Origin of the sequence: Achromobacter sp. UMC71, assembly GCF_014170305.1 — a bacterium.
GTDB lineage: Bacteria > Pseudomonadota > Gammaproteobacteria > Burkholderiales > Burkholderiaceae_B > Achromobacter.
The window spans coordinates 53,562-67,157 of sequence record NZ_LZZT01000014.1 but is presented as its reverse complement, the minus strand read 5'-3'; the positions used below and the strand labels follow the sequence as shown (position 1 = coordinate 67,157).

The window sequence follows — 13,596 nt, the reverse complement described above, 5'->3', positions numbered from 1 at the left end:
TTTTCAGAACGAAAACTGATTCAACACATCCGGCATACCCTTGGCCAGATCTTCAGCCTCTCGGCTTGCCAGGGTAGCGGCATCCCACAGCTCGAAATGAGCGCCCAGACCGAGCAGCATCACATCGCGCGTCATACCGGAAGCGTTGCGCAGTTCAGGCGCGATCAGGACGCGGCCGGAGCCGTCCAGTTCCACGTCCTGAGCGTTGCCCAGCAACAGCCGCTGCAACGCGCGAGCCGTCATGGGAAAGGCGGCAATCTGCTCGCGCTTCTTTTCCCACTCGGGCCGCGGGTACACCAGCAGGCAGCCGTCTGGGTGGCGGGTCAGGGTCAGGCGGCCTTCCGCCTGCGACACCAGCGCGTCACGATGCCGGGTCGGAATCGAGATCCGCCCCTTGGCATCCAGCGTGAGCGCGCTGCTTCCCTGAAACACCACTTTTACCCCACTTAATTGCACAATTTCCTACTATTTCCCACTCTACGGTATGGCAATGGGGCGGTCAAGCGCGCGGTTGCAATTTTTTCAATCACAACAAGGACTTAGAGCAACTTGTAAATGCGCAAAAAGAAAAACCTCCCAATAAATCAGGAGGTTGCGTCACTATCTAAAAGTGCTTCTTAAGAAGTGGCGGCTAACGATGCCTTTGCATTGTTTTACCTGGCCCGCTTGCCAAAGACTGGCGGGCGTTCCGCGCGGGCTGCCGCATTTGGAGCCCTGAAAAAAGGCTTGCCGGCGCCGCGCGAATGGAGAATTCAATGCAAGACGGGTCTATAGGCCGGATTCTGTACGCCAGGTTTCCCTGGCGGGCAATCATTCCTCTGCGCGGATCATTGCTGAGCCGCTCTAGCCATCTACCCGCATGCTTGGACGGAGCCGCCCTTCGCGACCCGAGGGCCGCACGCATGCCTATTTGATGTTGCTCCGGGTAGAGGTTGCCGCGTTTCACCCTGCGACGCCGCCGATCGTTGCCGACCGGCGCAATACGGAGATGGCCGTATCAGTGCGCGACTAGCGCGCCCGCCCCGCAGACTCGTCTCTGTGGCCCTATTCCTCGCCCGCGCCCGAAGACGCGACCGGACGGCCGTTAGCCGTTACCCTGCCCTGTGGAGTCCGGACCTTCCTCGATGGATTCGCATCCACCGCGATCGCCCGACCCGCCTTGCGGTGCGTATTCTAGTACAGGTCGTGGCCCTGTCCCCCGAAGCGGGCCAAACGGGCCGCCGGGGTTCCTGCGACAATACGGCTTGATTCGCTTAGACGCAGCAGACACTACCACTACATGGCCCTCGCTACTCTCATCACGCTTACCAACATCCAGCTGGCCTACGGCCACCATCCGCTGCTGGATCACGCCGATTTCGCCATCCAGGCCGGCGAGCGGATCGGCCTCATCGGCCGCAACGGCGCCGGCAAGTCTTCGCTCCTGCGGCTGCTGGACGGCAGGACCCAACCCGACGACGGCGATATCGCCCGCAGCTCGGGCCTGCGCGTGGCCACCGTCGAACAAGAACCCGAACTGGACGAGAACGCCACCGTCTTCGACGTGGTGTGCAATGTGGAAGACGACCACGAAGACTGGCAGCGCCCGTCGCGCGTGCGCTCGGTGCTGGAAAAACTCGGCCTGCCGGCCGACGTCCAGATCGCCGGCCTATCCGGCGGCACCCGCAAGCGCGTCGCCCTGGCACGCGCCCTGGTCGACGAACCCGATCTGCTGCTGCTGGACGAACCCACCAACCACCTCGACTTCGAAGGCATCGCCTGGCTCGAAGAGATGCTGCGCAACTGGAAAGGCGCCGCGGTCATCATCACCCACGATCGCCGCTTCCTGGATTCGGTGGCCACGCGCATCGTCGAACTGGACCGCGGGCGCCTGCTCAGCTTCCCCGGCAATTTCTCGCAATGGCAAGAGCGCAAGGCCCAGTGGCTCGAATCCGAGCGCCTGGAGCAGGCGCGCTTCGACAAGCTGCTGGCCCAGGAAGAAATCTGGATCCGCAAGGGCGTGGAAGCCCGCCGTACCCGTAACGAAGGCCGCGTGCGCCGCTTGGAGAAGCTGCGGGTCGAGCGCGCGGATCGCCGCGAACGCGTCGGCGACGTGTCGCTGGCCCTGGCCGAAGGCCAGCGTTCCGGCAAAATGGTTGCCGAACTGGAGCACGTCAACAAGCGCTTCGGCGACAAGATTGTGGTCGACGACTACTCCACCACGCTCCTGCGCGGCGATCGCATCGGCATCGTCGGCCCCAACGGCGCCGGCAAGACCACACTGCTCAAGCTGATCCTGGGCGAAATGCAGCCCGACAGCGGCACGACCCGCCTGGGCACCAACGTGTCGGTCGCGTATTTCGACCAGATGCGGGCGCAGCTGGATGAAAACGCCACGCTGGTGGACATCATCAGCCCGGGCAGCGAATGGGTGGAAATCGGCGGCACGCGCAAGCACGTCATGAGCTACCTGGGCGACTTCCTGTTCTCGCCGGCCCGCGCCGGTTCGCCCGTGCGCAGCCTGTCCGGCGGCGAACGCGCCCGCCTGCTGCTGGCGCGCCTGTTCGCCCGTCCCGCCAACGTCCTGGTCCTGGACGAACCCACGAACGACCTGGACATCGAGACGCTGGAACTGCTGGAAGAACTGCTGCAGGAATACTCTGGCACCGTGCTGCTCGTCAGCCACGACCGCGCCTTCCTGAACAACGTCGTTACGCAGACCATCGCCTACGAAGGCCATGGCCGTTGGCGCGACTACGTGGGCGGCTACGACGAGTGGGTCGCCCAGCGCCCGGCTTCGGCCAACGGCGAAGACGCTGAAAAGGCGATCAAGGCCGCCGACGAAGCCGCCGCGCGCGCCAAGGCTGCCAAGCCCAAGCCTGCCAAGACCGTCAAGATGAACTCGTGGGAACTGCGCGAACTGGAAGGCCTGCCCGAAGCCATCGCCGCGCTCGAAGCCAAGCAGGCCGAACTGGCGGGCAAGCTGGCGGACGGCAGCCTGTACCGCGACGCGCCGGCCGAAGTCGACCGCATCAACGGCGAACTGTCCAAGCTGGAAAGCGAGCTCGAAGAAAAGTTCGCTCGCTGGGAACTGCTGGAGGCGCGCCGCGAAGGCGCCCTCTGAATAAGCGGCCGCTATCTATATATATAGATAGCGGCGCCTGCCGCGCTCAGACCACGGCGCGCCAGGCTAGGGTTTCGCCCGCGGCCAACGGCACCAAGGACGTATTGCCGAACGGCACTTCCTCGGGAATCTGATAGCTTTCGCGCACCAGCGTCAGCTTGCCCGTATTGCGCGGCAGGCCGTAGAAGTCCGGGCCATGATGGCTCGCAAACCCTTCCAGCTTGTCCAGACGCCCGACTGCGTCGAATGCCGTCGCATACAGCTCCATGGCGTGCAGCGCGGTGTAGCAACCCGCGCAGCCGCAAGCGTGCTCTTTCAGGCCGCGCGCGTGCGGCGCGCTGTCCGTGCCCAGGAAGAATCGCGGGCTGCCGCTAGTCGCGGCTTCCACCAGCGCCAACCGGTGGGTTTCGCGCTTGAGGATCGGCAGGCAATACCAATGCGGCCGCACGCCGCCCTGGAAAATCGCATTACGGTTGTACAGCATGTGCTGCGGCGTGATCGTCGCGGCGATCGGGCCTTCGGCATCACGCACGTACTCGGCGCCTTCCTTGGTCGTGATGTGTTCAAACACCACCTTCAGGGCCGGGAACGCGCGGCGCAGCGGCTTCATCACACGCTCCACGAAAATCGCCTCGCGGTCGAACACGTCGATCGACGGGTCGGTCACTTCGCCGTGCACCAGCAGCGGCATGCCGCATTTTTCCAGCGCTTCCAGCGCCTTGGCGCACTTGCCCAGCAGGTCTGTCACGCCGGCGTCGGAGTTGGTGGTGGCGCCCGCCGGATACAGCTTGACCGCGTAGACCTGGCCGGACTCATGCGCCCGGAAGATCTCTTCGGCCGAGGTGTTGTCGGTCAGGTACAGGGTCATCAGCGGCGTGAAGGCATCGGCATTGCCGCCCGCCTTGGTCAGCGCCGCCAGGATGCGGCCGCGATACGCCAACGCCTGCTCGGTGGTGGTCACCGGCGGCTTCAGGTTCGGCATGATGATGGCGCGCGCGAACTGCCTGGCGGTGTCCGCCACCACGGCCTCGAGCGCGGCGCCGTCGCGCAGGTGCAGGTGCCAGTCGTCAGGGCGGGTGATGGTCAGTTGGTTGGTGTTTTGCGTAGACATGGAGGGCTTCTTAATCTGCCAGCGGCATGCCCCGTTCGGCCAGCGCACAGAACATCGCGCTGCCCAGGGGAATGACGGCATCGTTGAAATCGAAATGCGAGTTGTGCAGCACGCAGCCGGACTCGGCTCCGCCCTGCCCCAGCCGGAAATACGCGCCGGGCTTGCTCTGCAACATGAAGGAAAAATCTTCGGAACCCATCGACGGCACCAGGTCGCGCACAACGTTTTCCTTGCCGATCATCTCGGTGGCGATATCCGCAACCAGGTTGGCGTGCTGCGGCGTGTTCAACGTCGCGGGGTAGATGCGCTCGTAGATCAGCTCGGCCGTGCCGCCGAATGCGCCGGCGATCGCGGTGACCAGTTCGCGCATGCGCGTCTCGACCATCTCCTGCACCGACTTGCGAAACGTACGCACCGTGCCCACCAGCTTGGCTTCGCGCGGAATCACGCTCATCGCGCCAGGATGCCCAGCCTGCATCGAGCCGATCGACACCACCGCGGAATCCAGCGGATTGACGTTGCGCGACACGATGGTCTGCAGGGCCGTGATGATGTGGCCCGCGATCGTCACCGGGTCGATCGTCTGGTAAGGATGCGCGCCATGGCCGCCGCGGCCCGTGATCTGAATCTCGAAGCGGTCGGCGGCAGCCATCATCGGGCCCGGATTGATGCCGATCGTGCCGGGTCTCAGGCCGGGCCAATTATGCAGCGCATAGATGGCATCGCACGGAAACGTGTCGAATAACCCATCTTCCAGCATGGCTTTGGCGCCGCCGCGCCCTTCTTCCGCCGGCTGGAAAATCAACACCGCCGTACCGTCGAAATTGCGCGTCTGCGCCAGGTACTTGGCCGCGCCGATCAGAACCGCCGTATGACCGTCATGGCCGCAACCATGCATCAGGCCGGGCTTGGTGGACTTGTGGCCGAAATCGTTGTCTTCGGTCATGGGCAAGGCGTCCATGTCAGCGCGCAGGCCGATCATGCGGCCGCTGTCGCAGCGCTTGCCGCGGATGACGCCCACCACGCCGGTCTTGCCGATGCCCCGGTGCACCTCGATTCCCAGCGCCTCCAGCGCGCCCGCAACGATCCCGGACGTTCGGACTTCTTCAAAGCCCAGTTCCGGATGGGCATGCAAATCGCGCCGCAGCGCCGTCAATTCGTCATGAAACAGGCGAATTGATTCCAAAGGAGAACGTGCGTACATAGGAGGTTACAGAATGACGTGAGGGAGGGGACGGTCAGCACATTTTAGTTGCTACAGAGGATAAATGCCTTTGTCTTTACGGGAGAGACACGTTATGCTCCGGCCGCAGGACAATTTTTCCAACAGCCAGAGAAGGAGCGCCGCATTATGGCCACAACCTCCAAACCCGCGACCGCGCGCAAGCCGAACGCTGCATTCATGAAGCCCCTGACTCCCAGCGCCGAATTGGCCGCTGTGATCGGTTCGGAAGCCGTGCCGCGCACCGAGGTCACCAAGAAGATCTGGGAATACATCAAGAAGCACAACCTGCAAGACGCCAGCAACAAGCGCAACATCAACGCCGATGCCAAGCTGCGCCCGATCTTTGGCAAGGATCAGGTCACGATGTTCGAACTGACCAAGCTGGTCAACGCACATCTGAAGTAAGCAGGCTAAGGGCGTACTCGGTACGTCCCTGCCTCGATACTGTCGCGACGCCCTGGCTTTAATGCCGGGCGGACCCGACTTACGGCGAGCCCTCGCCGCAGCAGTTCCGCAGGCTTTCCGCCTTGCGTGGCTTGACCCATACCTGCGATGGGCACAGCCCTCACCTCCTAGTTCTACTTAGTTTCCGCCCTCGCTTGACGCGCTGTCTTGCGACGTGTTTGTGCGCCACCTCCAGTAGATATGCCCGGAATGCCGCGGCTTCCGGCCGCTGCGCCGTCGCGTGCGCATAGACCAGCCAATAGCTGAAGTCATTGGGCAGCGCCTGGTCAGACAGCTACATAAGGCGGCCAGCTTTCTATATCCGGATGGCGCACCCGGAAGGCCGACAGACGCGCGGCAGCAGCCAACGAGACGCAAACGACGGCAATGCCAGAATGCGTAGTGGCCCATCCTTGCGCTGGCGGACCTGCGCCGCCAGCGGCGCCATGCGGTCAAACGCGAGCGATAGCTCATCGAGATGAACCCGGCCCTTGTGGGTCAGCGTCAGCGTCAGCGTATGCCCGCGCCGCAAAAAGAGAGGCCTGCCTAGCCACTGCTCCGACTGCCGTCCATGATGGCTGACGGCGCCTGCGTCACGCACAGCTCAGCTACGACCCACATGAATCTCAAATGCCGCGCAGCAGATTCGAACGCTCGCCTTGCACTCAGTCCCCACCGATGGGGATGTCGCACTCCCGGGAGATGAGCCGTCGCCTTAGCCCCAGGAAAGCAAAAGGCCGGCATATTGCCGGCCTTTCATCGGGGATGCCTGGAATCAAGCGTAGGTGGTCGGCGCCGTGCCTTCCATCAGGGACAACCAGCCTTTGATCAAGCGGTACAAGCCCCAAACGACCGTCGCAACCACGCCGATCCAGCCGATATAGATGACCAGGGCCAGACCACTGATGGCCAGCCACAGCAACGCCCACCAGAACGTGCGCAGCAGCCAGTCGAAATGGGCGGCGTAAACGGTGCCGGCGGCATCCGAACGCTTCAGGTACATCAGCACAACCGCCGCCAGCGTAGCAATGCCCAGGAACCCACTGGTCAGAAAGCCCAGGGCGAACAAGCCATAGGCCACATGGGTCAGCGTGCGCAGGTCTAATGCCGTACCGGGCGCGGGGGTCTGGGTATCACTCACGATTACGCTCCAACAATTGACTCGGTCAATCTTACCGCACAAACCCATCGGGTCCACGAGCGTTGTTATTTGGGCACATTCAATGCTGGCGCGGCTTGCGGGCTTGTTGACGATAGGTCATGGCATCTTTTTTCATGACACCGCCGTCGAGACAATCATGCCGGCGCGCCGATCCGGCGCCGCAAAGACAAAACCCCACAGGCGCTGAGCCTGTGGGGTTTTGAGCAATAAAAGCCTGACGATGACCTACTTTCACAGACGTCCGTCCACTATCATCGGCGCAAAGGCGTTTCACTGTCCTGTTCGGGATGGGAAGGAGTGGTACCACCTTGCTATGGTCGTCAGGCGTAACTGGTTGAGTTATTGCTTTGTGGGCAACAACTCCAATCTTGGAAGAAGCGCAACGTGTGGGTAATCAGAGCTAGCGGCTCGATGATCACGCACAGTGGGGTGTAATTGGTGTTGGCTGGCTGCTGACGGGGCAGCCAGATTTTGTATTGAACGACACTTGGAACGCTATATCACCAGGTCATAACCATCAGTGTTATAGGATCAAGCCTCACGAGCAATTAGTATCGGTTAGCTTAACGCATTACTGCGCTTCCACACCCGACCTATCAACGTCCTGGTCTCGAACGACTCTTTAGGGGGATCAAGTCCCCGGGATACCTAATTCTTCAGACGAGTTTCCCGCTTAGATGCCTTCAGCGGTTATCTCTTCCGTACTTAGCTACCCGGCAATGCCATTGGCATGACAACCGGTACACCAGAGGTACGTCCACTCCGGTCCTCTCGTACTAGGAGCAGGCTCCGTCAAGTATCCAACGCCCACGGCAGATAGGGACCAAACTGTCTCACGACGTTTTAAACCCAGCTCACGTACCTCTTTAAATGGCGAACAGCCATACCCTTGGGACCGGCTACAGCCCCAGGATGAGATGAGCCGACATCGAGGTGCCAAACACCGCCGTCGATATGAACTCTTGGGCGGTATCAGCCTGTTATCCCCAGAGTACCTTTTATCCGTTGAGCGATGGCCCTTCCATTCAGAACCACCGGATCACTATGTCCTGCTTTCGCACCTGTTCGACTTGTCAGTCTCACAGTCAAGCACGCTTATGCCATTGCACTATCAGCACGATTTCCGACCGTACCTAGCGTACCTTCGAACTCCTCCGTTACACTTTGGGAGGAGACCGCCCCAGTCAAACTGCCCACCATGCACTGTCCCCGATCCGGATAACGGACCAAGGTTAGAACCGCAAACAAACCAGGGTGGTATTTCAAGGATGGCTCCACGTGATCTAGCGACCACGCTTCAAAGCCTCCCACCTATCCTACACAGGCCGGTTCACAGTCCAATGCAAAGCTACAGTAAAGGTTCATGGGGTCTTTCCGTCTAGCCGCGGGTAGATTGCATCATCACAAACACTTCAACTTCGCTGAGTCTCAGGAGGAGACAGTGTGGCCATCGTTACGCCATTCGTGCAGGTCGGAACTTACCCGACAAGGAATTTCGCTACCTTAGGACCGTTATAGTTACGGCCGCCGTTTACCGGGGCTTCGATCAAGAGCTTGCACCCCATCACTTAACCTTCCGGCACCGGGCAGGCGTCACACCCTATACGTCGACTTTCGTCTTTGCAGAGTGCTGTGTTTTTAATAAACAGTCGCAGCCACCGATTCTCTGCGACCCCATCATGCTAAGCGCGCAGGCGCTTCACACTACCGGGGTATACCTTCTCCCGAAGTTACGGTATCAATTTGCCGAGTTCCTTCTCCTGAGTTCTCTCAAGCGCCTTGGAATATTCATCCCGTCCACCTGTGTCGGTTTGCGGTACGGTCTCGTACAGCTGAAGCTTAGAGGCTTTTCTTGGAACCACTTCCAATCACTTCGCAAGCAATGCTCGCTCGTGCCATACCCTTGATTTACGCGCCCGGATTTGCCTAAGCGCCATCTTCGATACAGCAACAGGGACATCCAACACCCTGATGATCTTCCGCGATCCGTCCCCCCATCGCACTGTACGACGGTACTGGAATATTAACCAGTTTCCCATCAGCTACGCATCTCTGCCTCGCCTTAGGGGCCGACTCACCCTGCGCCGATGAACGTTGCGCAGGAAACCTTGGACTTACGGCGAGGGGGCTTTTCACCCCCTTTATCGCTACTCATGTCAGCATTCGCACTTCTGATACCTCCAGCAGCCTTTACAAGCCACCTTCGCAGGCTTACAGAACGCTCTCCTACCGCGTGCACTAAAAGTGCACACCCGCAGCTTCGGTTTATCGCTTAGCCCCGTTACATCTTCCGCGCAGGACGACTCGATCAGTGAGCTATTACGCTTTCTTTAAAGGATGGCTGCTTCTAAGCCAACCTCCTGACTGTCTATGCCTTCCCACTTCGTTTCCCACTTAGCGATAATTCGGGACCTTAGCTGGCGGTCTGGGTTGTTTCCCTCTTGAGTCCGGACGTTAGCACCCGGTGCTCTGTCTCCCAAGCTGTACTTGCGGGTATTCGGAGTTTGCCATAGTTTGGTAAGTCGCCATGACCCCCTAGCTATAACAGTGCTCTACCCCCCGCAGTAATACTTGAGGCACTACCTAAATAGTTTTCGGAGAGAACCAGCTATTTCCAGATTTGTTTAGCCTTTCACCCCTATCCACAGCTCATCCCCTAATTTTTCAACATTAGTGGGTTCGGTCCTCCAGCACGTGTTACCGTGCCTTCAACCTGGCCATGGATAGATCATCTGGTTTCGGGTCTACACCCAGCGACTGAATCGCCCTATTCGGACTCGCTTTCGCTACGGCTTCCCTATTCGGTTAACCTTGCCACTGAATGTAAGTCGCTGACCCATTATACAAAAGGTACGCAGTCACCCCACAAGGAGGCTCCTACTGTTTGTATGCATACGGTTTCAGGATCTATTTCACTCCCCTTCCGGGGTTCTTTTCGCCTTTCCCTCACGGTACTGGTTCACTATCGGTCGATCACGAGTATTTAGCCTTGGAGGATGGTCCCCCCATCTTCAAACAGGATTTCACGTGTCCCGCCCTACTTTTCTTACGCTTAGTTCCACACACAAAATTTCATCTACAGGGCTATCACCTGCTACGGCCGGACTTTCCATTCCGTTCGATTATCTTGCATGCTAAAACGTAAAGGCTCTTCCGATTTCGCTCGCCACTACTTTCGGAATCTCGGTTGATTTCTTTTCCTCGAGCTACTGAGATGTTTCAGTTCACCCGGTTCGCTTCCACTAGCCTATGTATTCAGCTAGGGATACTGCATCGCTGCAGTGGGTTTCCCCATTCGGATATCTACGGATCAAAGCTTGTTTGCCAGCTCCCCGTAGCTTTTCGCAGGCTACTACGTCCTTCATCGCCTGTGATCGCCAAGGCATCCACCATATGCACTTAGTCGCTTGATCCTATAACGCTGTAGGCTATAGGACCTGAGTATTAGCGTTTGTGCCGTTCATAAGTTTCAAAGCAGTCTGAAGTGAATCACTTCAGTCTTGAGAACTTGGAACAAAATAATGCAATCACAACCCGTACTTATCTTCATCAGCTTGCGCCGAGTACTTGATAAGTACATTTCGTTGTGCTTCTTCCAGATTGTTAAAGAACGAATATAGCTGTTAGGTAAAACCTAACTCATAAGACCGTGCGCTTATCAGCACACGACGCTATGAGTTAGCCTCTACACGACACCACCAGGCGATCGCTTGAAAACCAAGCCCAAGAATCAATGGTGGAGGTGAACGGGATCGAACCGATGACATCCTGCTTGCAAAGCAGGCGCTCTCCCAGCTGAGCTACACCCCCATATTCCAACACAGTCACCTGCGCAGAAATACTTGGTGGGTCTGGTTGGATTCGAACCAACGACCCCCGCCTTATCAAGACGGTGCTCTAACCGACTGAGCTACAGACCCAAAACCTTCTCGGATCAGTAGTCAGGATGCCATGGACACAGGGAGGAATCCCTCTACCCAAGCCCACAACCGATCCCAGCTATATATCAAACAACCGATAAGAGTGGACACTTAACACGAGCACTTTAGCTCTGAAAGGAGGTGATCCAGCCGCACCTTCCGATACGGCTACCTTGTTACGACTTCACCCCAGTCATGAATCCTACCGTGGTAATCGCCCCCCTTGCGGTTAGGCTAACTACTTCTGGTAAAACCCACTCCCATGGTGTGACGGGCGGTGTGTACAAGACCCGGGAACGTATTCACCGCGACATGCTGATCCGCGATTACTAGCGATTCCGACTTCACGCAGTCGAGTTGCAGACTGCGATCCGGACTACGATCGGGTTTCTGGGATTGGCTCCCCCTCGCGGGTTGGCGACCCTCTGTCCCGACCATTGTATGACGTGTGAAGCCCTACCCATAAGGGCCATGAGGACTTGACGTCATCCCCACCTTCCTCCGGTTTGTCACCGGCAGTCTCATTAGAGTGCCCTTTCGTAGCAACTAATGACAAGGGTTGCGCTCGTTGCGGGACTTAACCCAACATCTCACGACACGAGCTGACGACAGCCATGCAGCACCTGTGTTCCGGTTCTCTTGCGAGCACTTCCAAATCTCTTCGGAATTCCAGACATGTCAAGGGTAGGTAAGGTTTTTCGCGTTGCATCGAATTAATCCACATCATCCACCGCTTGTGCGGGTCCCCGTCAATTCCTTTGAGTTTTAATCTTGCGACCGTACTCCCCAGGCGGTCAACTTCACGCGTTAGCTGCGCTACCAAGGCCCGAAGGCCCCAACAGCTAGTTGACATCGTTTAGGGCGTGGACTACCAGGGTATCTAATCCTGTTTGCTCCCCACGCTTTCGTGCATGAGCGTCAGTGTTATCCCAGGAGGCTGCCTTCGCCATCGGTGTTCCTCCGCATATCTACGCATTTCACTGCTACACGCGGAATTCCACCTCCCTCTGACACACTCTAGCTCGGTAGTTAAAAATGCAGTTCCAAAGTTAAGCTCTGGGATTTCACATCTTTCTTTCCGAACCGCCTGCGCACGCTTTACGCCCAGTAATTCCGATTAACGCTTGCACCCTACGTATTACCGCGGCTGCTGGCACGTAGTTAGCCGGTGCTTATTCTGCAGGTACCGTCAGTTTCCCGGGGTATTAACCCGGGACGTTTCTTTCCTGCCAAAAGTGCTTTACAACCCGAAGGCCTTCATCGCACACGCGGGATGGCTGGATCAGGGTTTCCCCCATTGTCCAAAATTCCCCACTGCTGCCTCCCGTAGGAGTCTGGGCCGTGTCTCAGTCCCAGTGTGGCTGGTCGTCCTCTCAAACCAGCTACGGATCGTCGCCTTGGTGAGCCGTTACCCCACCAACTAGCTAATCCGATATCGGCCGCTCTAATAGTGCAAGGTCTTGCGATCCCCTGCTTTCCCCCGTAGGGCGTATGCGGTATTAGCTACGCTTTCGCGTAGTTATCCCCCGCTACTAGGCACGTTCCGATACATTACTCACCCGTTCGCCACTCGCCACCAGACCGAAGTCCGTGCTGCCGTTCGACTTGCATGTGTAAGGCATCCCGCTAGCGTTCAATCTGAGCCAGGATCAAACTCTTCAGTTTAATCTCTGTATTTGTTCGTATTTCTTAACCCCCGAAAAGGGTCGAGTCATACGTCGCTACTCAAAGGAAGTGAGGTATGTTCTTAAACTTGACGTCTAAGGTACTTCACTTCTAGTGAGCACTTGATTTCATTGTGCTTGTGACTGGGGTTTAAAACCCGGTCACTGCACTCGCATCAAGCGCCCACACTTATCGGTTGTTTAATTGTTAAAGAGCGGCACTGCTAAATTCTGTACTGCGCTTACTTCTTACTGCCTTCTGCCCTTAACTTCGGCTAACTTCGCTTTCGCGTCGTCGCTGTCGTTGCAGCAGAGAAACGAGATTATGAAGAAGTTTTTATCGCTTGTCAAGTCAGCTTCGTTTCGTCTTAAAACTTTCGTTTTTCAACTCAACCTGCCGCCCTGCCTTGCGACCCCTTCAGGTCTCGCCCTAGCAGCTATCGAAATATCAGGGTTAACCCTAAGTTTTCGGCAACTGCCAAGCCTGAAACTATAACACAACTTTTGCAGATTATGCAACCGGCTTTTGCCTAATTTGCATCCTATCTTGCAACCCCGCCGCTTTTCGTGAATCGCTTCACTTTCGCAGCAGCCCCGGGACACCCCAGAGGTTGGTTACCGCCCAGATGACTAGCAACTTGATTCAGACCACCCTACCGGGCAAACCCTGATTCGCTGTCACCAGCCAAGCCCAAGACTATAGCACAATTTTTGCAGATTGTGCAACTGGCTTCTGCCTGATTTGCACCCTCTTTTGCAAAACCCGCTGACTGCTGGTTCGAGAGCTGTTGCCAACCCATCGCCTTGGAGCCCTGCGGCAGATCCGTTCGCGCTTGCGTCCCGATCCGTTGCACTTGCTTGGCCTCGCTGCTCACAAAACTGCTTGAACTGCGAAGGAGCGAGACTATAGCACAGAATTTCGGCTTGTCACACGCCGGACGCAAAAAGCTCGATGAATTTTGCTTTG

At 57.9% G+C, this 13,596-nt stretch carries 6 protein-coding genes, 2 tRNA genes, 3 rRNA genes and 1 other RNA gene; 2 read left to right on the top strand and 10 right to left on the bottom strand.

Going from position 1 to position 13,596, the window contains the following annotated elements:
• Nucleotides 1-3 precede the first annotated feature (3 nt).
• Together mraZ and rnpB are read right to left on the bottom strand one after the other, a co-directional pair.
• Nucleotides 4-432, bottom strand: a complete 429-nt coding sequence (mraZ, locus tag A9974_RS06130; protein WP_025136620.1) for a division/cell wall cluster transcriptional repressor MraZ — start codon at nt 430-432, stop codon at nt 4-6.
• Nucleotides 433-755: 323 nt separating this feature from the next.
• Nucleotides 756-1,161: RNase P RNA component class A (gene rnpB / locus A9974_RS06125), an RNA gene on the bottom strand.
• Between the two features lie 118 nt (nt 1,162-1,279).
• Here rnpB and A9974_RS06120 point away from each other — a divergent pair.
• Nucleotides 1,280-3,103: an ATP-binding cassette domain-containing protein gene (locus tag A9974_RS06120; RefSeq protein ID WP_183003258.1), complete on the top strand. Its 1,824-nt coding sequence runs from the start codon at nt 1,280-1,282 to the stop codon at nt 3,101-3,103.
• Nucleotides 3,104-3,149: 46 nt separating this feature from the next.
• Here A9974_RS06120 and pyrC read toward each other — a convergent pair whose 3' ends face one another.
• A complete protein-coding gene (gene pyrC, locus A9974_RS06115; RefSeq protein ID WP_183003287.1) occupies nt 3,150-4,229 on the bottom strand; it encodes a dihydroorotase in 1,080 nt (359 codons plus the stop codon).
• Nucleotides 4,225-5,418: a M20 aminoacylase family protein gene (locus A9974_RS06110; protein ID WP_183003257.1), complete on the bottom strand. Its 1,194-nt coding sequence runs from the start codon at nt 5,416-5,418 to the stop codon at nt 4,225-4,227. Before A9974_RS06110 ends, pyrC begins: the two co-directional genes overlap by 5 nt.
• 147 nt (nt 5,419-5,565) lie before the next feature.
• Between A9974_RS06110 and A9974_RS06105 the strand changes: the two genes are divergently transcribed.
• Nucleotides 5,566-5,844, top strand: a complete 279-nt coding sequence (locus tag A9974_RS06105; protein ID WP_006217453.1) for an SWIB/MDM2 domain-containing protein — start codon at nt 5,566-5,568, stop codon at nt 5,842-5,844.
• A gap of 814 nt (nt 5,845-6,658) precedes the next feature.
• Here the strand turns inward: A9974_RS06105 and A9974_RS06100 are convergent.
• The 6 genes from A9974_RS06100 to A9974_RS06075 form a co-directional block, all read right to left on the bottom strand.
• Nucleotides 6,659-7,024 carry a hypothetical protein gene (locus A9974_RS06100; RefSeq protein WP_183003256.1) on the bottom strand — a complete coding sequence of 122 codons (366 nt, stop codon included), beginning with the start codon at nt 7,022-7,024 and terminating at the stop codon, nt 6,659-6,661.
• Between the two features lie 233 nt (nt 7,025-7,257).
• Nucleotides 7,258-7,370: ribosomal RNA gene (gene rrf / locus A9974_RS06095) — 5S ribosomal RNA — on the bottom strand.
• A gap of 202 nt (nt 7,371-7,572) precedes the next feature.
• Nucleotides 7,573-10,458 (bottom strand): 23S ribosomal RNA (locus A9974_RS06090).
• Nucleotides 10,459-10,779: 321 nt separating this feature from the next.
• Nucleotides 10,780-10,855 (bottom strand) — tRNA-Ala (locus tag A9974_RS06085).
• A gap of 33 nt (nt 10,856-10,888) precedes the next feature.
• Nucleotides 10,889-10,965: transfer RNA gene (locus A9974_RS06080), tRNA-Ile, on the bottom strand.
• A gap of 134 nt (nt 10,966-11,099) precedes the next feature.
• Nucleotides 11,100-12,630, bottom strand: a 16S ribosomal RNA gene (locus A9974_RS06075).
• Together the 16S, 23S and 5S rRNA genes with 2 tRNA genes alongside form the textbook arrangement of a ribosomal RNA operon.
• Between the last annotated feature and the right edge of the window lie 966 nt (nt 12,631-13,596).